A 21,702-nucleotide genomic window follows, 5' to 3' on the forward strand; every position below is an offset into this window, starting at 1 on the left:
GTGTTGACGATCAGCGAGTTCGGGCGGCGTACTGGGCTCTCGCACAAGGCGCTACGCCTGTACGACGTGTCCGGGCTGCTCCCGCCCGCACAGGTGGACCCGGCCAACGGGTACCGGCTGTACGACGAGGAGCAGCTCGAGCGGGCCCGGCGGATCAGCGTGCTGCGGCAGCTGGACATGCCGTTGACCACGATCGCCGAGGTCCTCGCGGGCTCCGACGAAGAGGGGTTGATCCGGCTGGATCGGTGGTGGGCCGCCCAGGAGGCGACCACCGCGGCCCGTCGGGCGACCCTGCAGTACCTGCGGGACCGGTTCTCGCGGTCCGGATCGACGGGACTGGCGCCGCGGCCGGTGCTGACCCGCGACGTACCGGAGACGAAGATCGCGTCGATCCGGTCCGACACCGATCAGCAGAATCTGATCGGGATCATCGTGACCGCGACCGACGAGATCCGCACGTACCTCCAGGCCGCCGGCGCGACCCTGCCCGGCGAGTCGTGGGTGATCTACCACGGCCCGGTGACACCGGAGGCCGAGGCGACTGTCGAGGTGTGCGTGCCGTTCCAGGGGCTGGTGGATCCGTCCGGACCGATCGCGATCCGGGTCGAGCCGGCCCACCACGAGGCGTACTGCACGATCACGATGGACGAGTGCGCGTACCCGCGCATCATGCTCGCCTACGACCTGGTCGACGACTTCGTCCGTACCGCGGGCAGCACGATCACCGGGCCGCCGCGTGAGGTCTACCGGGCGAACTGCCACCTGATGCCGCGCGACCAGCCGGCCGTCGACATCGCCCAGCCGATTTCTCGCTCAGCCATTCTAGAAGGGAAGCCCTGATGGACTACGCGGTGCAGACCGAGTACAGCGACCCAGGTGCGTACGCCGGGTTGTACGACGCATTGCCGGACGACATCCCCGGTGTCGGGGCGGTGGTTCGCAACCTGCTGATCCACTACCGCGGCGGCGGGATCGAATTCACCGGCGACCGCCTGGCCGAGATCGACCATCGGTGGGTCTCGTCGATGCTGGCCACCGACCAGCGGCGCAACGGTACGCCGCTCGCCGTGCCGAGGGAGCCGGTCGACCGGATCGTCGGATGCTGCCGGGACTACACACTGATGTTCGTCTCGATGCTTCGCCACCAGGGCATTCCGGTCCGCAGCCGGATCGGCTTCGCGGCGTACTTCGCCAGCGGTTTCAATCACGATCACGTGGTCGCGGAGTACTGGAACGGCGACCGGTGGGTGATGATCGACGCCCAGCTCGACCCGGCCGGCGACCATCCGTTCAACTCGCTCGACATGCCCGCCGGCCAGTTCCTGTCCGCGGCCGAGGTCTGGCTGGACGTCCGCGCCGGCACGCGCGACCCGGAGCTGTTCGGCATCGACCCGGGGTCGCCGATCGGCGGGAGCTGGTTCATCCGCAACTACGTCTACCTGCAACTCGCCCACCTGCACGGCGACGAACTCCTGCTCTGGGACAACTGGGGCGAGATGTCCGCATCCCTCGACGGCGCCGACCTCACCCTGACCGACCGCATCGCCGGCCTGTTGGTTGCCTCCGACAACGGAGACGACACGGCAACAAAGGAGCTCGCGGACCTCTACCCGTCGCTGAAGCCGGCCGGACGCTCGTACCTCACCTCCCCCGCGGGCGGAGGTCAGTTCGTCTGGGTGGACCTGGTACGCCCGTCGGCCTAGGAGTACCTCCGTTGGTGTAGGTGGAGTGTCTCCGTCCAGACGACGCGCGGTGTGGGTGTCGTCGCTGAGGATCGTAGCTACGTGATCCGAGTGGACGGAGAGGGTAATGAGTGGCGCGGCACTGGACGTGGCGGCGGTGAAGCCGTGGCGGTTGGGGGCCAGGACCCGGAAGGCCGTTCTGGTGCTGCACCTGGCGTCGGTGGGTTCGTGGCTGGGGATCGACGTGGTGATGGCGGTGTTGACGTTCACCGCGATCGGTACGGACGACCAGAGCACCAAGGCGCTGTGCTTCCGTGTGCTCGAACTGGTGACGATCTGGCCGATGACGGTCTCCGGCCTGACCTGTTTGCTCACGGGTGTCCTGCTCGGCCTGGGCAGCAAGTACGGCCTGACGAAGTACTGGTGGGTGGTCCTGAAACTGGTCATCAACCTGCTGCTGAGCACGCTGGTCCTGCTCGCCCTTCGGCCCGGTGTCGCCGAGCTCGCCGACCGCGGCGAGGCCAACGACCTGGCGGTCCCGTTGAACGACATGATCTTCCCGCCGATCGTCTCGCCGACGTTGCTGACGGTCGCGGTGGTCCTGTCGGTCTTCAAGCCGTGGGGCCTGCTCCGCAAACAGAAGCCGGCTAGTCGAGCTTGAGGCACATGTCGTAGTTGGGCAGGTTCTCGCCCCGGATCCAGTTGTCCGGATTGGCCCGCTCGACCTCGAACCCGAACCGCTTGAACGCCGGCATCGCCGTACGACTCGCGTGCGTGCGGAGCTGAGCCAGCCCCAACTCACGAGCCTTGGCGACCACCGCGCCGACCAGCGCCCGCGCGACCCCACTGCCGCCGGCATCCGAGTGCACGAACAGCATGTCGAGCAGGCCGTCATCCGTCACGTCGCTGAACCCGGCGACTCGACCCTCGATCGTCGCCACAAAGGTATGAGCCGCCGACCGACGCTCGTTCCACTGCACGAGATCAACCGTCTCGGGAGCCCACGCGGCAACCTGTTCCGGCGAGTAGTCCTTCGACGCCGTATCCCGAATCGCCCGGAAGTACGCCTCCCAGGTCCCCTCGGCATCCTCGGGCCCATACCCACGCACGACAACACTCACCGGGGCACGATAGAACACCCGACCCCGCCGGCTGACGCGGGCGGGGTCGGCTTCAGGGACAGGGGCCTCAGAACTCTGAGCCGGCGGGGAGGTCGGGGGCGGAGGGGTCGTCGGGGTCGGACGGGCCGGCGGCCAGGCCGAGTTCAGCGGGGCTGGCGAGGCCGGCGTGGCTTGGGACTACTCGGACGGTGTAGCCGAAGGGGCCGGTCCGGTCGAGCTTGAGTTCGCCTTCGTAGCGGTGCCGATTGCCCTCGTAGGTTTCCGCCATCGCCAGCGTCGCGCGGACCGGGTCGGTGATCTCGTCGTTCGTGTCGACACGCCCGTGCAGCACCTCGACACAGATGTCCGAGGGCTCGAGATCCCCAAGCGCCGCGAAAGCACGGATCCCAACAGTGGTCCCGAGCTGCGGTACGTCGCCCAGACCCTGCAGCTCCACGTGGTCGACGCGGATCTGCGGCCAGGCCGTCCGGACCTTCTTCTTCCATGCGGCCAGCTCACGCGCGCCGTCGTACGTCGCGTTCAGAGAGCGCGACGACTTGGCGGCCGGGACGTACAGCTGCTCGACATAGTCGCGGACCATCCGGGTGGCGAGCACCTTCGGGCCCAGCTCCTTGATGGTGTGCCGGAGCATCTCGATCCAGCGGCCCGGCACTTCGCCGTCGTAGAAGCGCGGCGCGACCTGCTTCTCGATCAGGTCGTACAGTGCGTGCGCCTCGAGGTCGTCACGCCGGTCGGTGTCCTCGATCCCTTCGGCGGACGGGATCGCCCAGCCGAACTCGTCGTCGTACCACTCGTCCCACCAGCCGTCGCGGATCGACAGGTTCAACGCACCGTTGAGAGCAGCCTTCATGCCCGAGGTACCGCACGCCTCATACGGACGCAGCGGGTTGTTCAGCCACACATCGCACCCCGGGTACATCGGCTGTGCCAAAGCGATGTCGTAGTCGGGCACGAACACGATCCGGTGCCGCACCTCGGGGTCGTCGGCGAAGCGGACCATCTCCTGGATGAGCTTCTTGCCGCCCTCGTCGTGCGGGTGCGCCTTGCCGGCGATGACGATCTGGACCGGCCGCTGCGGGTGCAGCAGCAGTGCCTTGAGCCGGGCCGGGTCGCGCAGCATCAGCGTGAGCCGCTTGTACGACGGGACGCGGCGGGCGAAGCCCATGGTCAGGACGTCCGGGTCGAGGATGGAGTCGACCCAGCCGAGCTCGGCGTCGCTGGCGCCGCGGTTGATCCAGGACTGCCGGACCCGGGCCCGGGTGTCGTCGATGAACCGCTGCCGCAGCGTCCGCTTGGTCTCCCAGATCTGCGCGTCGGAGGTCTTGTCGAGCCCGTCGAAGACGCCGTCGCTCTCGGCCGTGTCGGTCGCGGCGTACGTGAGCCCGTGGATCTCCCGCGCTACCCAGGTCGGCGCGTGGACGCCGTTGGTGATCGAGGTGATCGGTACGTCGACCGGGTCGAAGCTCGGCCACAGTCCGGCGAACATGCCGCGGCTGACCACGCCGTGCAGCTTGGACACGCCGTTGGCCCGCTGAGCGAGCCGCAGACCCATGATCGCCATGTTGAAGACGCCCGGGTCGCCGCCCTCGAAGTCCTCGGCGCCGAGCTCGAGGATCCGATCGATCGGCACGCCCTCGCCGTACGCGTCGGGCGAGAAGTGCTGCTGGATCAGCTCGACCGGGAACCGGTCGATGCCGGCCGGGACCGGCGTGTGGGTGGTGAACACGGTGCCGCCGCGGGCGACCTCGAGCGCGGTGTCGAAGTCCAGCGCCTGGTCGGTGGCCAGCTCACGGATCCGCTCGATGCCGAGGAAGCCGGCGTGGCCTTCGTTGGTGTGGAACACCTCGGGCGCCGAGTGCCCGGTGATGCGGCAGAACGTGCGGACCGCGCGGACACCACCGACGCCGAGCAGCAGTTCCTGGAGCAGCCGGTGCTCGGTAGAACCGCCGTACAGCCGGTCGGTCACCTCGCGCTCGGCGGGGTCGTTCTCCTCCATGTCGGAGTCGAGCATCAGCAGCGGCACCCGGCCGACCTGGGCGACCCAGATCTGCGCGTGCAGCTGCCGGTTGCCGGGCAGCGTCAGGGTCACGGTCGCGGGGGCCCCGTTGGATTCAGGGCCGTCGCGGAGCAGGCTGATCGGCAGCCCGTCCGGGTCCACCAGGGGGTAGCGCTCCTGCTGCCAGCCCTCGGCGTTCAGCGACTGCGCGAAGTAGCCGTGCCGGTACAGCAGACCGACGCCGATCAGCGGTACGCCGAGGTCGCTGGCCGCCTTCAGGTGGTCACCGGCCAGGATGCCCAGACCACCCGAGTACTGCGGGAGGACATAGGTGATGCCGAACTCCGGGGAGAAGTACGCCACCGAGCTCACCGGGGAGCCGGCGTCGGTCTGGAACCACCGGTCGCCGGACACGTAGGCGTTCAGGTCGGTCACGGCCAGTTCGAGCCGGCGCAGGAAGACATCGTCGTGGGCCAGCTCGTCGAGCCGGGCCGCCGGGACCTCGCCGAGGAGCTTGACCGGGTCACCGCCGGTGCTCCGCCACAGCTGCGGGTCGACCGCTTCGAAGACGTCCTGCGTCTCCGGGTGCCAGGACCAGCGGAGGTTGTTCACCAGGGTGCCCAGGCCGGTCAACGGCTCGGGCAGGACAGGGCGGACGGAGAATCGTCGTATCGCTCGCACCGGGACACCGTACCGGCCTCGGGTTCAGGAGACACCTTCGGCATGCATCGATCTTGCAACGCTGGCAAGATTTTGCAGACGCCGTGCCGGGGTCTGTCACTGATGTTCCATCGCGTGGACCGAAATGTGACCCCTGACCGGGGCGGTGGGGTGGGATCGAATCGGCACTGCATGTCACGGTCTACGGCTGGGAACCGATAACGTCAGTGCTGTAGTCCCGACGTTCATACCCCTCGGCCGGATCCGCAATCGGAAAGCGAAGGTTCGTCTACGCCATGACTGGGCGCATCCCGATCACCGACGTCACCCCGACCGTCGACGCCGGAGCGTATCCGGCCAAGGCCTCGGTCGGCGAGACCTTCACCATCGCGGCCACGGTGTTCCGCGAGGGCCACGACGCGGTGAACGCGAACGTCGTACTGACCTCGCCGACCGGGCAGACCAGACGGATGCTGATGACACCGGTCGGGCAGGGCAGCGACCGGTGGACGGTCGACGTGACGCTGCAGGAGCAGGGTGCGTGGACGTTCGCGGTCGAGGGCTGGAGCGACCCGTACGGCACCTGGCGGCACAACGCCGAGATCAAGGTCCCGGCCGGCCTCGACGTGGACCTGATGTTCGCCGAGGGCGCAGCGTTCTTCGACCGCGCCGCCGCCGGCGTACCGCCCGCCGTTCGTGCCGATCGGGCCACGCTGAGCGATGCCGCGCACGCGCTGGCTAACGGCGCGCTGCCGCCGGAGGCCCGGCTGGCCGCGGGCATCTCGCCGCAGGTCCGGGCAGCGCTCGGGCGCTACCCGGTGCGTGAGCTGATCACGTCATCGGAGACCTACCCGGTGTGGGTCGACCGGACGCTCGCGCTGTACGGCAGTTGGTACGAGTTCTTCCCGCGGTCCGAGGGAGCGACGTACGACGACGAGTCCGGGCAGTGGAAGTCCGGGACGTTCCGTACGGCGGCCAAGCGGCTGGACGCCGTGGCCGGGATGGGCTTCGACATCCTGTACGTGCCGCCGATCCACCCGATCGGTCACGCGTTCCGCAAGGGCCCGAACAACACCCTCGACCCGAAGCCCGGTGACCCGGGATCGCCGTGGGCGATCGGCTCGGACGAGGGCGGGCACGACGCGATCCACCCCGAGCTCGGCACCTTCGAGGACTTCGAGTATTTCGTCGGCCGGGCCCGCGAACTGGGCCTCGAGGTCGCCATCGACCTGGCCCTGCAGGCGTCGCCGGACCATCCCTGGGTCAAGGAGCACCCGAAGTGGTTCTCGATCCGCGCCGACGGCTCGATCGCGTACGCCGAGAACCCGCCGAAGAAGTACCAGGACATCTACCCGATCAACTTCGACAACGATCCCGAGGGGATCTACGCCGAGGTACTGCGGATCGTCCGGCTGTGGATCGACCACGGTGTGACCGTGTTCCGGGTCGACAATCCGCACACGAAGCCGGTCAACTTCTGGGAGTACCTGCTCGGCGAGATCCGCAAGACCGACCCGGACGTGGTGTTCCTGTCCGAGGCGTTCACCCGGCGGCCGATGATGCGCGAGCTGGCCAAGGTCGGCTTCCACCAGTCGTACACGTACTTCACCTGGCGCAACGAGAAGTGGGAGCTGGAGGAGTACCTGCAGGAGCTGACCAAGGAGACCGGGCACTTCCTGCGGCCGAACTTCTTCGTCAACACGCCGGACATCCTGACCGCTTACCTGCAGTACGGCGGGCCGGGCGCGTTCAAGATCCGCGCCGCGATCGCGTCAACCGCGTCGCCGGCTTGGGGTGTGTACGCCGGGTTCGAGTTGTTCGAGCATGTGGCGCTCCGGCCTGGCTCGGAGGAGTACCTCGACACCGAGAAGTTCCAGTTGCGTCCGCGTGACTGGGATGCCGCGGCCGCCGAGGGCCGCACGCTGGCGCCGTACCTGACCCTGCTGAACAACATCCGCCGCCGGCACCCGGCCCTGCAGCAGCTGCGCAACCTGTCGCTGCACTCGGTCGAGGACGAGGCGATCATGTGCTACTCCAAGCGCACGACCGCCCCCGACGGCCACAGCGACACCGTCATCGTCGTGGTGAACACCGACCCGCACTCGGTCCGCGAAACCATGGTCCACCTGGACATGGCCGCGCTCGGCATGCGCCCCGAGGACACCTTCACCGTGTACGACGAGATCACCGGCGCCACCTGGCGCTGGGGGCAGCAGAACTACGTCAAGCTCGACCCCAACGGCGAACCAGCCCACATCCTCGCCGTACGCCGCGGCCAGGCCTAACCGACCCACGCGGCTGGACTACAGCGGGACGGTCTCCGGGTACTTGAGGCCCGCGCCGGTGTTCAAGGCAACGACTTGTTCGTCGGCGTGGATCCAGCCGGACTCGCGGAGCTGGCGGACGGCGGCGAAGTTCGCTGCGCCCTCCGGGCAGATGAACGATCCTTCGAGCTGGGCGACCTTGTGCTGCTCGGCCAGCAGATCCTCGTCGTCGACAGCAACGGCACACCCGTCGGTCTCCGCGATCGCCTGCAGAACAAGGAAATCGCCGAGTGCTTTGGGCACAGTGATGCCGAAGGCAACGGTCTGCGCGTCCGGCCAGGGCTCGCTCTCCGGCAAGCCTTTCTCCCACGCCCGGACGATCGGCGCACAACCACTCGACTGTACGGCGACCAGTCGCGGCAGCGGACCGTCGATCCAGCCGAGCTCGCGCAACTCGACCAGCGCTTTCCAGATGCCGATGATTCCGACGCCGCCACCGGTCGGGTACAGGATGACGTCGGGCAGCTGCCAACCGAGCTGCTCGGCGATCTCTAGTCCCATCGTCTTCTTGCCTTCGATCCGGTACGGCTCCTTCAGTGTCGACACATCCAGGTAGCCGTCCCGCTTCTCCAGTTCCGCGCGGATGAACGCGCCGGCGTCACCGATCAGCCCGTCGATCAGGTGCAGCTCGGCACCGACCACCTTGACCTCGCGACGGCAGATCTCGGGTGCGGCGATCGGCATCGCGATCAACGCTTCCATCCCCGCACGAGCGGCGTACGCAGCCCAGGCCGAGCCGGCGTTGCCGTTGGTCGGCATCGCGATCTTGCGGACACCGACCTCGTACGCCCGGGATACGCCGACAGCGGCGCCGCGCGCCTTGAAGGTGCCGGTCGGGATGAGCCCCTCGTCCTTCATCAGCAGCCGTTCGACGCCGAGCTCATGCCCGTACCGCGGCAACGGCAGCAGCGGCGTCATCCCCTCCCCCAGCGTCACCACGTTCTCCGGCGACCGGACGGGCAGCAGCTCGTGATACCGCCACAGGTCCGGCGGCCGGGTCGCCAGCTCGTCCTTGGTCAGCATGATCGCCTGTACGTCGTACCGGGCCAGCAGAGGCGAGCCGCACGAACACAGTCCGATGACCTGGTCCGGGGAGTAGGTGAGGCCGCACTTCGGGCAGTCGAGGTGACTCAAAGCGGAGAAGGGCACGAATGCTGACGGTACTCCAGTGCCGATCAGGCGACCTCGACGGGGAGCTCGACGTGCAGCGTCGTTCCCTCGCCGACCGGGCTGGTGATCGAGATCCGCCCGCCGAGCGCCTCGACCCGGTCGGTCAGTCCGATCAGGCCGGAGCCCCGGGCCGGATCGGCTCCGCCCACGCCGTCGTCGCGAATGCTCAGCTCGAGGACGTCGTCGTGGATCGCGACCTGGATCTCGACGAGCCTGGCGTCGGCGTACTTCGCCGTGTTCGTGAGCGCCTCCGAGACGACGTAGTACGCCGCAACCTCGACCCGCTCCGCGAGTCGTTCGCCGACGTTCACGTCCAGCTTCACCGGTACGGCCGAACGCCGTCCGAGCGCCCGCAGCGCGGGGTCGAGACCGCCCTCGGAGAGGATCGCCGGGTGGATGCCGCGGGAGAGTTCGCGGAGGTCGTTGAACACATCGTCCAGTCCGCTGCCGATCTGAGTGAGCCGGGCCCGCAGCTCGGGTGTTGCGGCCGCCTCGACTCCCCGCAGTTCGAGGCCCAGTGAGACAAGCCGCTGCTGGGCTCCGTCGTGCAGATCGCGCTCGAACCGGCGGCGGGCCAGGTCGGTGGTCTCGACGATCCGGGCGCGGGACGCCTCGAGGTCGGCGTGCGCCTTGAGGTTCGAGATCGCCGTCGCCAGCAGCTCGGTGAACTCGCCGATCTTGGACTCGGTGTCCGGTGGGAACGGCGCATCGCCCGTCGTCGACGCCGCGATCACGCCCCACAGGCGGCCCTGGACGATGACCGGACAGCCGACCGACGACCGGATCCCGAGCCCCTGCGCCTCTTGTGCGATCGCGCCCGAGGCGCCGGCGAAGCTGTCCACCCGCATCGGGCGTCTGGTCTGTCGTACCAGCGCCGCGATGCTCGGCCCCTGGAGCACGAAGCGAGTGCCGCTGGACAGTTGGTGGTCGACGTCCCGGCTCCACACGCCGACCCCGGTCACCGTTCCATCCGTCTCGTAGCGCTCCAGCCGGGCCAGGTCCGCGCCAGAGAGAACCCCGACCTCACGGATGACCGTCTCGACGACCTCGGCCGAACGCCCACCACGAGCGACCAGCGTCGCGACCCGCCGCAGCGCGGCCTGTTCGTCCAGCAGCCGTTCGACCTGCCGTCGTGACTCCAGGTTGGCGATCGCCGTGGCCGCGAGCTCGGTGAAGTCGATCAGCCGCGACTCCGTGTCCGGCGGCAGCGCATCGGCGACGGACCAGACGATCATCACTCCCCACAACTCGCCCGCGACGATGATCGGCGCTCCGACCACGGACTTGATCCCCAGCCCGCGGGTGACCTTCAGCCGGTGCTCGATGTCGTCGTAGTTGTCGATCCGGGCGACGCGGCCGGTACGCCGTACATCGCCGGCCACGCTCCTGCCCTCGAGCCTGGTGCGCTCGTAGGGTGCGGGATGGTAGCCGGGCCTGCTCCAGGCAGTCAGGTTCACGATCTCCTCATCGCCCTCGTAGCGGATGATGCGGGTCGCGTCCACGGCGAGCAACGCGCCGACCTCCTCGGCCACAGCTGCCAGTAGCTTCTGCGCGGGCACCCCCTCGGCGACCCCTGTCGCCACCCGTCGCAAGGCCGCCTGCTCGTCGGCGAGCTCGGCTCGCGCCACCTCGGCGGTCTGGGCCTTACGAGTCGCGTGCGCGGCCAGCTCGCCGATCAGGACCGACACCGCCAGATAGACGAGCAGATCCACCAGGTTCGACCAGGTCGGGAACCCGAGCGGATGGGTCGGGGCCAGGTGGTACCAGTCGTAGGCGAGCATGCCGGCCATCGCGATCGGAACGGCGTACGCGATGCCGATCAACTTGGTCACCAGGACGACGGTGGTGACGAGCGGAACGGCCAGGATCACGATCAGCGCATCCGAGCTGATCCAGGCGGCGAGTACTGCCACCACGACGAACGTCCCGGCACCGGCAAGGAAGGCCAGGACGATCTCCGCGACTCGAGGGACCTGTCGCGGGTGCGGCAGCGTACTCATCCGATGAGGTTAGCCCCGGCGAACAGAGAGCAGACCCCGGGAAACCCCGGGGCAGACCACGGGTGTGTCAGCCGGCCCGCAACCCCATGATCGCGGGACGCTGGTGATCGGTGAGCCGGAAGCCGGTGCCGCGAACCGCGTCGATGGTGACCGTGGTGCCCAACTCGTCGAGCTTGCGACGCAGCCGCTTCACCACTGAGTGGACGTCGGCGGTCCCCCGCAGGTCCCGGTTGCGCCACACCGCCTGGTGCAGGGCGTCGTACGTCCAGACACGCAGCGGTGCCGTCATCAGCCGGGTGAGCAGGTCGTGCTCGAGCTCGGTGAGCTGGACCTCGCGACCGCGCCACCGGGCGACCGAGCGGGACCGGTCGATCGTCAGTACGTCGGCATCGGGATCCTCGGCCGTCTTCGCAACGACCGCCTTGACCGCCTCGGGCTCGGGCGGCTCGGGGTGCTCGGGCGGGGCCGGCGGGGACTGCTGGGCGGGTGCCAGCAGTTTGCGCAGTTCCTCGAGGCTGGACACGAGGAGCAGCGGAGCGACGTCGTCGACGAGCTCGGCGAGCCGGACACGATCCTCTGGGGAGGCGGCGACCGCGATCAGCAGCGGAAACGATTCCCGGTCGGTCGTGGTCAGGTCGACGTCCTCGGGGCCGGGGACACGGGCGGTGACCATCTGATCACGATGTCAACCTCTGCCTCGGATCGTCAACGGACTGCCAATCTTTGACCAGGTTGCTTCGATTCAGGGCGACGGCTAGTCACATCTTGCTCACCATGTGTGCTTGTTCCCCCTCTGATCTGACACATAGGGTCCTCGTCAGGCTCGCGGCGTCACATGTCGCGACCTGGGGGGCACGGAGCGTTCGCCACGGGACTCGAAATCCGCCCACGCGAGGACCCTTGCACCTCTGCACCAAATGACTCGGGGGAGTCGACTCGGGGTCGTTTCAAGTGAGGGGCTGCAGAGATGTCAGACATGAGACGAAGGGGGCTCGCCAGAACTTTGGTGGGCGCCCTGGCGACGGTAGCCGTCGTCGCGACCGGGCTGGCAGGCGCCGGCCAGGCGCAGGCGTCACCGCCCACCAAGCCCGAGGCCACTCCGGCGAGCAAGATCAAGCCGGAGCTGATGGCCCAACTGGACGGCAAGGACGCCAAGGAGGCGTCCGACTACTGGGTCCGGTTCGCCGCCAAGGCCGACCTGACCGCCGCCGGCAAGATCACCAACTGGAACGAGCGCGGCACCGCCGTCGCCGCAGCGCTGCGCAAGACCGCCGCGCAGAGCCAGGCGAAGATCCGCGCCGAGCTGGACGCGCAGCACGTCAAGTACCAGGCCTTCTGGGGCACGAACGCGATCCGGATCAACAGCGGATCGCTCGCCCTGGCCCAGAACCTGGCCACCCACGCCGAGGTCGAGGGGCTGTACGCCCCGATGAAGATCGAGGTGCCCAAGGTCACCCAGGGCACGACCGAGCACGAGATCAACGCGGTCGAGTGGGGCATCGCCAACATCAACGCCGACGACGTCTGGTCGCAGTTCGGCGACAAGGGCGAAGGCATCACCATCGCCAGCATCGACACCGGGGTCCAGTACGACCACCCGGCGCTGGTCAAGCAGTACCGCGGCAACAACGGCGACGGCACGTTCGACCACAACTACAACTGGTTCGACGCGGCCGGCACCTGCGGCAACGCACCGTGCGACGGCAACGGTCACGGCACCCACACGATGGGCACCATGGCCGGTGACGACGGCGCCGGCAACCAGATCGGCGTCGCGCCGGGAGTCAAGTGGATCGCCGCGAACGGCTGCTGCCCGACCGACGACGCACTGATCGCCTCGGGTCAGTGGATGCTCGAGCCGACCGACCTGGCCGGGAACAACCCGGACGCGAGCAAGCGGCCGGACATCATCAACAACTCCTGGGGCTCGCAGCTGCCGTCGAACGACCCGTTCATGGAGGACATCACCCTCAACTGGGCGGCATCGGGCATCTTCGGTGCGTTCGCCAACGGCAACAGCGGTGAGCTCGGCTGCAACAGCAGCGGGTCGCCGGGCAGCCTGACCAGCAACTACTCGGCGGGCGCCTACGACATCAACAACAACATCGCGTCGTTCTCCGGCCGCGGTGTCGGCCAGGACGGCACGATCAAGCCGAACATCTCGGCCCCCGGCGTCAACGTCCGGTCCAGCCTCCCCGGCAACACCTACGGCGCCTTCAACGGCACGTCGATGGCCACCCCACACCTCGCGGGCACTGTCGCGTTGCTGTGGGCCGCCTCGCCGGCCCTGAAGGGTCACGTCGACGCCACCCGCACGCTGCTGAACCAGACCGCGATCGACACGCCGAACAGCCAGTGCGGCGGAACCGACGCCAACAACAACGTGTTCGGCCAGGGCCGTCTGGACGCACTCGCCCTGCTGAACGCCGCGCCGATCGGCGACACCGGCACCCTGTCCGGCACGGTCACCGCCGCCACCGGTGGTGCCCCGCTCGCCGGCGCCAGCGTGACGGTGAAGCAGGCCGGCCAGCCCGACCGCGTGCTGACCACCACCAGCACCGGCGCGTTCTCGTCCGTCCTTCCGGCCGGGAGCTACGACCTGACCGCGGCATCGTTCGGGTACCAGACCCAGACCGCCACGGTCGCCATCACCACCGGGAACACCAGCACCCAGAACTTCGCTCTGGTGAGCTCGCCGCAGGTGAACGTCGGCGGCAGCATCACCGACGGCTCCGGCCACGGCTGGCCGCTGTACGCGAAGGTCAGCGTCGAGGGTCCGGGTGGCGTGTTCGACTACACCACCCCGACCAACGGCCGCTTCAGCCTGAAGGTTCCGGCCGGCGCGTCGTACTCGCTCAAGGTGGAGTCGCAGTTCCCGGGCTACCAGACGGTCAGCGAGCCGATCACGGTCGGCTCCGGCAACCTGACCAAGAACATCGCTGTCCCGGTCCGTGCCGACGCCTGCACCACGGCGCCGGGCTACCGGTACGGCTCCGACGGCACCTACCAGACGTTCGACTCCGGTAGCACCCCGAGCGGCTGGTCCGTCGTCGACAACAAGGGCAACGGGCAGGTCTGGCAGTTCAACGACCCGGGTGCCCGTGGCAACCTGGCCGGCGGTACCGGCGGTACCGCGATCATCGACAGCGACAAGTACGGTCCGGGCGGTTCGCAGGACACCTCGCTGGTCAGCCCGGTCGTGGACCTGACCGCGGTCACCGCTCCGGTGATCCGGTTCAACCAGGACCTCAACTGGCTCGGCGGCGAGAAGGCCGACGTGGACCTGTCGATCGACGGCGGTGCCACCTGGGCCAACGTACTGACCCAGGCCGCCGACATCCGTGGGCTCAAGGACATCGCGATCCCGCAGGCGGCCGGCAAGTCCGCTGTGCAGGTCCGCTTCCACTACTACGACGCGCAGTACGAGTGGTGGTGGCAGGTCGACAACGTGCTGATCGGCAGCCAGGTCACCTGTGAGCCTGCTGGTGGCGGCATCGTCGTCGGCAACGTCAAGGACGCCAACACGAACGGTTTCGTGAACGGTGCGGTCGTCACCCGTGACGGCAACCCGGCCGAGACCGCGACCACCGTGGCGACGCCCGAGGACACCGGTCTGAACGACGGCTTCTACTGGCTGTACTCCTCGGAGTCCGGCGACCAGGGCTTCACCGCCAAGGCCGGCAACTACGTCACGGCGCAGCAGACCGTGGGCGTCGAGGCCGACTGGGTCACCGCGGCCGACTACTCGCTGGCCGCGGGCCGGCTGAGCGTCACCCCGGGGAGCATCTCGGGCAACCTGAAGCTGCCGTCGGGCAAGGTGACCAAGTCGTTCACCGTCACCAACACCGGCGGTGCCGACGCCGACGTCAAGTTCGGCGAGCGGGACAACGGCTTCGTGCTGCAGAACGCGAACGGCTCCACCACCAGCAAGACGCAGGTGCTCACCGGCACCGGCGCCCCGCTGCAGCGACTGCAGGTGCCGACCTCGTTCGGCAAGGTGATGTCGGGCAAGACGGCCGTCAAGACCGCGGCCGCGAACCCGTTGGCCGCACCGTGGGCCGACATCGCCGACTACCCGGCGACCGTGATGGACAACCGGGTGGTCAACCTGGACGGCAAGATCTACTCGATTGCCGGTGGCAACGGTAGCGTCTCGTCCGCGAACAGCTACGTGTACGACCCGGCGACGCTGGCGTGGACCGCCATCGCTCCGCTGCCGGCTGCTCGCAACGCCATCACCGTCGGTGTCGTGGGTGGCAAGATCATTGCCAGCTCCGGCTGGGCCGACGCCGGTCCGGACCCGGCGACCTGGGCGTACGACCCGGCCGCCAACGCCTGGAGCGCGCTCGCCGCGAACCCGGCACCGCGGGCCGCGGCAGGTCAGGCGGTTCTCGACGGCAAGCTGTACGCCGTCGGCGGCTGCACGACCTCGGGCTGTCTCCCGATGAGCAACACGGTGGTCCGCTACGACGCGGCCGCCAACAGCTGGGAGACGCTGGCGAACTACCCGCAGTCGGTCGCGTTCGCATCCTGCGGCGCCATCGACGGCAAGCTGTACTGCGCCGGCGGTAACGACGGCGTGAACTCGCTGAAGTCGGCCTACGTCTACGACCCGGGTGCGAACTCGTGGACCCCGATCCCGGACGCTCCGGCCGACCACTGGGCGGCGTCGTACGCCGTCGCCAGCGGCAAGCTGCTGGTCGTCGGCGGTGTCCAGGCCGGTGCCGTCACCAACGCCGGGTTCGCCTACGACCCGGCGGCCGACAGCTGGTCCGCCCTGCCGAACTCCAACCTGCCGCGGTACCGCGGTGGCGCGGCGTGCGGCTTCTACAAGATCGGTGGCTCGTCCGGTGGCTTCACCGCCACGGTGGACAGCGAGGCCCTGCCGGGTCTCGAGGGCTGCTCGGAGTCGTCGGCGGACGTGAGCTGGATGTCCATCGACAAGACCGAGTCGACGCTGGCTCCCGGCCAGTCGACCACCGTCAAGGTCACGCTCAACGCGAACGTCGACCAGCCCGGCAAGTACAGCGGACAGGTCACGATCGGCGAGAACACCCCCTACTCCGTTCCCGCGGTGGACGTGACGATGAACGTCACCCCGCCGAACACCTGGAGCAAGTTGCAGGGCACCGTCACGGGCGTCAGCTCGTCCGGCGCCGGCGCGCCGCTCCCGGGGGCGATCGTGGAGGTGGACTCGTGGGCGCAGTCCTACACCTTCATCACCGACAAGGACGGCAACTACGCCTACTGGCTGGACCGTCGCAACAACCCGCTCACCCTGATCGCCGCGAAGGACGGCTACAAGCCCCAGACCCGGACCACCCGGCTCGTCGCCGGTGAACCGGTCACCGAGGACTTCGCGCTGAAGTCCATCAAGTAGCTGAAATCCATCAAGTAGCAGTGAAGTAGCAGTCACGCAGTCAGGGCCGGCCCCACTCGGATCTTCCGGGTGGGGCCGGTCCCGTTTCACAACCGCGGGAAGATCTTTCCGAAGAACTCCCGGTCGCCCGCGAAGATCGGCTCCAACGCAAGGAACTGTGCGGGAGTGACCCAGCGGGTCTCGCTCACCTCACGCGGATCCGCCGTCACCTCGCCGGGTGACGCCGCCGCGGTCCACCAGTGGAGAAGGTAGTCGCCTCGGGCGGTGGCCGATTCCCAGACCTTGGCGAGTGGGGTGACCGCCAGGCCGATCTCCTCCTGGACCTCGCGGACGAGGGCCTCCTGCTGGCTCTCGCCGGGTTCGAGGGTTCCGCTGAGAGGCGCCCAGTAACCGGGCATGCAGGCCCCCGGGCCGCGGCGGATGACGAGTACCTGGTCGGCTTGTCGCAGTACGGCGACTATCGCTTCGTGCTGAGGCATTCGGCGCCATTCGTCAGAGTGGTGTGGACGATGAGTGCGGTGGAGAGTGCGGCCGGGTCGTGAGTGCGGATGTAGTCCGCGCCTTGGGTGGTGGCGTGGAGTTCGGCGGCGAGCGTGGCGGGGCCGATGTCGGACAGCGCCGTGTTCGTGAGCGTGCGCAGGAAGGACTTGCGGGACGGGGAGACGAGGACCGGTAGGTCGTAGCGGCTCTTGAGGCGGCTGAGGTTGGCCAGGACGGTGAGCGACGGTTCCGGAGTACTGCCCAGGAAGTAGCCGAGGCCGGGGTCCAGGATCAGGCGGTCGCGGGCGAGGCCGGCTGATTCGAGGGCCGTGACGCGGGCGTCGAAGAATTGCTCGATGGCCGGCCAGATCGTCTGTGGTTCGGTCCGGACCTTGGTGGCCGGCCCGAGGCGCTGGACCGAGTGCATCACCACCAACTGACACGTCATCGCGGCCAGTTCGTCGTACCTACTTGGGTCCGGGAAGCCTTGGATGTCGTTCAGGTACGTCGCTCCGTGCTCGGCGGCGTACCGCTGCGTGGCCGGATGGTAGGAGTCGACGGCCAGCGGTAGATCCGCCAGTGCGTCCAGCACCGGAGCCAGCCGGGCGATCTCCTGCTCGGGCGTCACCTTGGCGGCATCCGGATGGCTGGACGCCGGGCCGAGTTCGATGATGTCGGCGCCGCCGGCGTGCAACCGGTGCGCATGGGAGATCGCGTTGTCGGCCGCAAGGTAGCGACCGCCGTCGGAGAACGAGTCCTCGGTGATGTTGACGATGCCGACCAGGCGGGGCTGACCGTCGTACCCGGGCTGGAGCATGGTGAGGCTGAACGCTACCTCAGGTCAGTTGGTGGGGAGCAGGTGGAAGCCCACCCCGCGGACCGCGTGGATGGTGACGGTGGCGCCGAGGTTGGCGAGCTTCTGGCGGAGCCGCTTCACCACGGAATGGATGTGCGAACCGTGGCCGAGGTGCTCGTTGCCCCAGACCGCGTGGTGCAGGCGCTGGTACGTCCAGACCCGGCCGGGCTCCTCCACCAAGCAGTGCAGGAAGTCGTGCTCGAGTCGCGTCAGCGGGACCTCGCGGTCCTTCCAGCGCACCACCCGCCGGTCGACGTCCAGGAACAGCTCCTCCTCCTGCACCGGCTCGGGCTCAGCGGTCGGCACTGCCATGATCTGGGCAGGCTGCTCTGTAGTGGGCAGCACGGTCGGGGTCAGCACCACCGGTCCGGACGACGACGTCACCCCGGTCAGCGCAAGGAACGTACGGGCCTGCTCCGCACTGGACACCAGCAACAATGCATCCGCACCAGCCAGCAACCGCGCGAGCCGCACCCGCTCGGCCCTGGACGTGGCCACCCCGATGATCAACGACGAATCCGACGGCCTCTCCATATGCGCCCCTCCCCTTCAACGCCGGCCCGCACTAAGTACGGTTTACGGCGCGAAGTAAGTCAAGGGATTCCCTGCGCGCGGACCTGGCACAAATGCGAATTGTCCAAGACAGGACAAGACCACTGACCCGAGGAACCGCCGGCCGGCCCAGGACGGTGGGCGCGGCCGGCGGTCCGGTGGGCGGTTCGGTCGGGGTCAGCCGATCGACTTGACCGCGCTGATCAGCGTCCCGTCGGAGGTGTCGCCGGACAGCTCCCAGAAGAACGCCCCGCCGAGTCCCTGGCTGTTCGCGTACGACATCTTTCCGCGGATCGTGTCGGGGGTGTCGTACCCCCACCACTGCCCGTTGCAGAACGCGTACGCCGTACCGCCGACGGTCCCGGTCGACGGGCACCGGGTCGAGATCAGCTTGTAGTCCTCGATCCCGGCCTCGTACTTCCCTGGCGCCGCACCGGTGGCGGTGCCACCCGGAGCAGCCTGCGTGACGCCGGTCCAGCCACGGCCGTAGAACCCGACGCCGAGCAGCAGCTTCGACGCCGGGATGCCCTTCGCCTTCAGCTTCTGGATCGCCGCGTCGCTGTAGAAGCCGGGAGTGGGGATCCCGGAGTACGACGTGAGCGGCGAATGCGGTGCGGTCGGGCCCTGAGCACTGAACGCACCGAAGTAGTCGTACGTCATCGGCATCAGCCAGTCGAGCTTGCCGGCCGCGGCCGCGTAGTCCGCCGCGTCGATCTTGCCGCCGTCGGTGCCGTCAGCGGTGATCGCGGCGGTGACGAGAGCAGACGAGCCGAACTTGTTGCGCAGCGCCGTGATCACGTTGTTGAACGCACCGGGTCCGGACGTGTCGCAGCTGAGGCCGCACGCGTTCGGGTACTCCCAGTCGATGTCGATCCCGTCGAACACATCGGCCCAGCGCGGGTCCTTGACCACGCTGTAGCAGGAGTCGGCGAACGCGGCCGGGTTCTTCGCGGCCTCGGTGAAGCCGCCGGACCAGGTCCAGCCACCGAACGACCAGACCACCTTGAGGTCGGGGAACTCCTTCTTCAGCTTGCGCAACTGGTTGAAGTTGCCGCGCAGCGCGCCGGTGTCCCAGGTGTCGGCCACGCCGTCGACCGACGACGCCGCGTCGTAGAACTTGTCGTACGCCGCGTAGGAGTCACCGACCGCACAACGGCCGCCGGCGGTGTTGCCGAACGCGTAGACGATCGTGGACAGCTTCGCCGCCGAGCCACTCGTCTTGATGTTCTTCACGTGGTAGTTGCGGTCGTACACACCCCACTCGGTGAAGTAGCCGACGACTCGCTGGCCGGCTGTCACCGTTGGGGTCTGGGTCGGCTCCGAGGCCGATGCGGCTGGTACGACGGCCGCGCCGAGCAGAGCCATGGCCGCAGTGGCGACCAGCAATCGGATTCGCATGTCGTTACCTCCTGGGGGCGGTGAGGGAACTGTCCGCACCCTACCGAGTACTCCAGGTTAAGAAAAGAAGACATTCGAATAAAAATGATCCCGTGATCATCGCGACGCTCCCGTCGCTGCTGTGCAGTCGGGGCGCCAAGCGGAGTAATGTCCACGCGCACGGTCACTTCTTTGACCGCACCCGACGGAGGAACAGTGCCCGGATTCGTTCGGCGGCCGGTCGTCGTCTGGCTGCTGGCAGCCCTCGCCGTACCCGTGCTGCTGACCGCTGTGCTGATCCCGTCGATCGCGGACACCGAGGACGACGAATCCGCACCCGCAGCGCAGACCTCCAGCAGTACGCCGTCCCCGACCGAGGCACGCACCGAGTCGTCGATGCCGCCGTTCGAGGTGGGCCGGACGGACAACTCGATCCGGGTCCGCACCGTGGTGAAGGACCAGGCGGTCAAGGACGCGATCGCCACCGACGTCGACCAGGTGCTCGGCCCGGACCGCGAGTTCGACAACCGGATCACGGTCGACGCCGCGACCGGCCTGGCCGACGCCGCCGTACTCTCCTCGCTCCTGCACGCCCTCGCGATCGGGACCGGCGACGCCTCGGTCCGGTACGACGGGACCACGGTGACACTGACGGGCGAGGTGCCGGAGCAGGCGACCAAGGCCACCGTGGCCCGCGCGGCGGCGAAGGCGGTCCCGGGTGCGGTGATCGCGGACCAGATGCAGGTCCCGGCGCAGAAGCCGGAAGTCAGTGAGCCGTGCCGGACGTTCCAAAGCCGGCTGTCGGAGTTCACCCGGCAGCACACGATCATCTTCCTGTCCGGGACGTCGATCGTGAACAACGCCTCGAAGCCGTCGGTCGCCCGGGCCGCGACGCTGCTCAAGTCGTGTCCGACCGTGCGGGCCGAGTTGGCCGGTCACACCGACAACCTCGGTTCCGCGGCATCCAGCCTGCCGCTGTCCGAGCAGCGGGCCGCCGCGGTCAAGCGCGAACTGGTCCGGCTCGGCATCGCCTCCGACCGGATGGTCGCCAACGGCTACGGCGAATCCTTCCCGGCCGCGAGCAACGGCACGCCCGCCGGCCGGATCGCGAACCGCCGCGTCGAGATCCGCGTCCTGTAGCGCCCGACCCAGCCTGCCCGCTGGTGCTATCCGCAGGCTCTATCCGCTACCGTCGTCGGGATCCGTGGTCCGTAGATTCTCTAGGGGACTCCATGAGTTGGCTGATCGCACAGGTCTGGATCTTGCTGCTGGTCTCGTTCGTGCTCGGCAGCGCGGCGGCCTGGCTGGTGTACCGCCTCCGGCCGTCGAAGGGCGCGCACTGATGAGCTCGCTGCTGCGGAACAACTGGTTGTGGTCCCTGCTGGCGTTCGTGCTCGGCGCGGCGATCACCTGGGTCCTGCTCGACCGGCGCGTAGCCGTCGCTGTCCCGGAGCCTGTGCCCGTCGAGGAAGAACCGGTCGAGGAGAAGGAACCGGTCCTGGTCGGGGCCGGCGCGGCCGAGGCCGAGACCGCACCCGAGCCGGTGTTCTCCCGGTTGATGGCACCGGGCCGGCCCGAAGAGCTGATGCTGTTCGACACGGATCCCGACACGGATCCCGACACAAACGCGACCGAGCCGCAGGTGCACGACGACGTACCGCCGGGACGGTACGGTGTGGGCTCGGCCGATGCGGTACCGCACCAGGGTCCGCCGGACGGGTTCACCATCAAGGGCAACGCCCAGTCGATGCTGTTCCACACCCCTGACTCGCCGTACTACGGCCGGACCAAACCCGAGGTCTGGTTCCGCAGCGAAGCCGACGCCGAACGCGCCGGTTTCACCAAGTACACCCGCCGCCCGCGCAAGTCGGCGAACCCGGGGAACACTGCCGGATAGGGCGTCGAGGCCCCTATTTGCCTGTACTGGCAAAAGACCGTCAGACTGACCTGCAACGCCCTCCCGGAACCGTCCGTCCGACGGCGTCACCACATCACCGGTCTCCCCCGGATCCATCGCGCTGCCCCCTCTCCGGACCCGTCCGCCGGAGTACGAACCCCGCAACGGGGTACGTGAACCAGTGCATGTCCGGGCGAGCCCACCACA

The 21,702-nt window shown here is 68.4% G+C and carries 16 protein-coding genes; 7 read left to right on the forward strand and 9 right to left on the reverse strand.

Annotated elements, in window-relative coordinates; translation table 11 throughout:
• The 3 genes from E0H75_RS34395 (at position 1) to E0H75_RS34405 (ending at position 2,343) form a co-directional block, all read left to right on the forward strand.
• On the forward strand, positions 1-840 hold the full coding sequence (locus tag E0H75_RS34395; protein WP_131517881.1) for a MerR family transcriptional regulator: 840 nt from the start codon (positions 1-3) through the stop codon (positions 838-840).
• The gene (locus E0H75_RS34400; RefSeq protein WP_131517882.1) at positions 840-1,703 is read left to right on the forward strand and encodes a transglutaminase-like domain-containing protein; all 864 of its coding nucleotides are present in this window, start codon (positions 840-842) and stop codon (positions 1,701-1,703) included. Before E0H75_RS34395 ends, E0H75_RS34400 begins: the two co-directional genes overlap by 1 nt.
• A gap of 106 nt (positions 1,704-1,809) precedes the next feature.
• Complete coding sequence (locus E0H75_RS34405) at positions 1,810-2,343, forward strand: hypothetical protein (protein WP_131517883.1); 534 nt, start codon at positions 1,810-1,812, stop codon at positions 2,341-2,343.
• Here E0H75_RS34405 and E0H75_RS34410 read toward each other — a convergent pair.
• Positions 2,330-2,803, reverse strand: coding sequence for a GNAT family N-acetyltransferase (locus E0H75_RS34410; protein WP_165554225.1), 474 nt, complete (start codon positions 2,801-2,803; stop codon positions 2,330-2,332). The genes E0H75_RS34405 and E0H75_RS34410 overlap by 14 nt on opposite strands.
• A 67-nt stretch (positions 2,804-2,870) precedes the next feature.
• Positions 2,871-5,480 (reverse strand): alpha-glucan family phosphorylase, encoded by a 2,610-nt coding sequence (glgP, locus tag E0H75_RS34415; protein WP_131517885.1) that lies wholly within the window; start codon positions 5,478-5,480, stop codon positions 2,871-2,873.
• Between the two features lie 275 nt (positions 5,481-5,755).
• Here glgP and E0H75_RS34420 point away from each other — a divergent pair, with 275 nt between their 5' ends.
• Positions 5,756-7,744 (forward strand): alpha-1,4-glucan--maltose-1-phosphate maltosyltransferase, encoded by a 1,989-nt coding sequence (locus E0H75_RS34420; protein ID WP_131517886.1) that lies wholly within the window; start codon positions 5,756-5,758, stop codon positions 7,742-7,744.
• Between the two features lie 18 nt (positions 7,745-7,762).
• Here E0H75_RS34420 and E0H75_RS34425 read toward each other — a convergent pair whose 3' ends face one another.
• The 3 genes from E0H75_RS34425 to E0H75_RS34435 all read right to left on the reverse strand — a co-directional run bounded on the left by E0H75_RS34425 (position 7,763) and on the right by E0H75_RS34435 (position 11,626).
• Positions 7,763-8,932 carry a threonine synthase gene (locus E0H75_RS34425; RefSeq protein WP_131517887.1) on the reverse strand — a complete coding sequence of 390 codons (1,170 nt, stop codon included), beginning with the start codon at positions 8,930-8,932 and terminating at the stop codon, positions 7,763-7,765.
• A gap of 26 nt (positions 8,933-8,958) precedes the next feature.
• Entirely contained in the window at positions 8,959-10,953 is a 1,995-nt protein-coding gene (locus E0H75_RS34430) for a GAF domain-containing protein (protein ID WP_131517888.1), read from the reverse strand.
• Positions 10,954-11,020: 67 nt separating this feature from the next.
• On the reverse strand, positions 11,021-11,626 hold the full coding sequence (locus E0H75_RS34435) for a winged helix-turn-helix domain-containing protein (RefSeq protein WP_131517889.1): 606 nt from the start codon (positions 11,624-11,626) through the stop codon (positions 11,021-11,023).
• A gap of 303 nt (positions 11,627-11,929) precedes the next feature.
• On the opposite strand from E0H75_RS34435, the gene E0H75_RS34440 reads away from it, so the two are divergent.
• Positions 11,930-16,333 carry a S8 family serine peptidase gene (locus E0H75_RS34440; protein WP_131517890.1) on the forward strand — a complete coding sequence of 1,468 codons (4,404 nt, stop codon included), beginning with the start codon at positions 11,930-11,932 and terminating at the stop codon, positions 16,331-16,333.
• Positions 16,334-16,419: 86 nt separating this feature from the next.
• On the opposite strand, the gene E0H75_RS34445 is transcribed toward E0H75_RS34440, so the two are convergent.
• From E0H75_RS34445 to E0H75_RS34460, 4 genes are all read right to left on the reverse strand, one after another.
• Positions 16,420-16,812 (reverse strand): NUDIX hydrolase, encoded by a 393-nt coding sequence (locus E0H75_RS34445; RefSeq protein WP_131517891.1) that lies wholly within the window; start codon positions 16,810-16,812, stop codon positions 16,420-16,422.
• Positions 16,791-17,630 (reverse strand): dihydropteroate synthase, encoded by an 840-nt coding sequence (gene folP, locus E0H75_RS34450; protein WP_131517892.1) that lies wholly within the window; start codon positions 17,628-17,630, stop codon positions 16,791-16,793. Before folP ends, E0H75_RS34445 begins: the two co-directional genes overlap by 22 nt.
• 24 nt (positions 17,631-17,654) lie before the next feature.
• On the reverse strand, positions 17,655-18,203 hold the full coding sequence (locus E0H75_RS34455) for a winged helix-turn-helix domain-containing protein (RefSeq protein ID WP_131517893.1): 549 nt from the start codon (positions 18,201-18,203) through the stop codon (positions 17,655-17,657).
• Positions 18,204-18,398: 195 nt separating this feature from the next.
• A complete protein-coding gene (locus tag E0H75_RS34460; protein ID WP_131517894.1) occupies positions 18,399-19,619 on the reverse strand; it encodes a glycoside hydrolase family 18 protein in 1,221 nt (406 codons plus the stop codon).
• Positions 19,620-19,814: 195 nt separating this feature from the next.
• Here E0H75_RS34460 and arfA point away from each other — a divergent pair, with 195 nt between their 5' ends.
• Both arfA and E0H75_RS45110 read left to right on the forward strand, forming a co-directional pair.
• Positions 19,815-20,738 carry a channel-forming protein ArfA/OmpATb gene (gene arfA / locus E0H75_RS34465; RefSeq protein WP_238163440.1) on the forward strand — a complete coding sequence of 308 codons (924 nt, stop codon included), beginning with the start codon at positions 19,815-19,817 and terminating at the stop codon, positions 20,736-20,738.
• A gap of 202 nt (positions 20,739-20,940) precedes the next feature.
• The gene (locus tag E0H75_RS45110) at positions 20,941-21,495 is read left to right on the forward strand and encodes a sunset domain-containing protein (RefSeq protein ID WP_202873312.1); all 555 of its coding nucleotides are present in this window, start codon (positions 20,941-20,943) and stop codon (positions 21,493-21,495) included.
• Positions 21,496-21,702: the final 207 nt, after the last annotated feature.

Source organism: Kribbella capetownensis (assembly GCF_004331485.1).
Lineage (GTDB): Bacteria > Actinomycetota > Actinomycetes > Propionibacteriales > Kribbellaceae > Kribbella > Kribbella capetownensis.

Excerpts from the sequence above, each read along its gene's own strand:
- E0H75_RS34455 (WP_131517893.1), bottom strand. The coding sequence starts at position 18,203 with ATGGAGAGGCCGTCGGATTCGTCGTTGATCATCGGGGTGGCCACGTCC.
- E0H75_RS34400 (WP_131517882.1), top strand. The coding sequence starts at position 840 with ATGGACTACGCGGTGCAGACCGAGTACAGCGACCCAGGTGCGTACGCC.
- E0H75_RS34445 (WP_131517891.1), bottom strand. The coding sequence starts at position 16,812 with ATGCCTCAGCACGAAGCGATAGTCGCCGTACTGCGACAAGCCGACCAG.
- E0H75_RS34430 (WP_131517888.1), bottom strand. The coding sequence starts at position 10,953 with ATGAGTACGCTGCCGCACCCGCGACAGGTCCCTCGAGTCGCGGAGATC.
- E0H75_RS34435 (WP_131517889.1), bottom strand. The coding sequence starts at position 11,626 with ATGGTCACCGCCCGTGTCCCCGGCCCCGAGGACGTCGACCTGACCACG.
- E0H75_RS45110 (WP_202873312.1), top strand. The coding sequence starts at position 20,941 with ATGAGCTCGCTGCTGCGGAACAACTGGTTGTGGTCCCTGCTGGCGTTC.
- E0H75_RS34420 (WP_131517886.1), top strand. The coding sequence starts at position 5,756 with ATGACTGGGCGCATCCCGATCACCGACGTCACCCCGACCGTCGACGCC.
- folP (WP_131517892.1), bottom strand. The coding sequence starts at position 17,630 with ATGCTCCAGCCCGGGTACGACGGTCAGCCCCGCCTGGTCGGCATCGTC.
- E0H75_RS34405 (WP_131517883.1), top strand. The coding sequence starts at position 1,810 with ATGAGTGGCGCGGCACTGGACGTGGCGGCGGTGAAGCCGTGGCGGTTG.
- E0H75_RS34440 (WP_131517890.1), top strand. The coding sequence starts at position 11,930 with ATGAGACGAAGGGGGCTCGCCAGAACTTTGGTGGGCGCCCTGGCGACG.
- E0H75_RS34460 (WP_131517894.1), bottom strand. The coding sequence starts at position 19,619 with ATGCGAATCCGATTGCTGGTCGCCACTGCGGCCATGGCTCTGCTCGGC.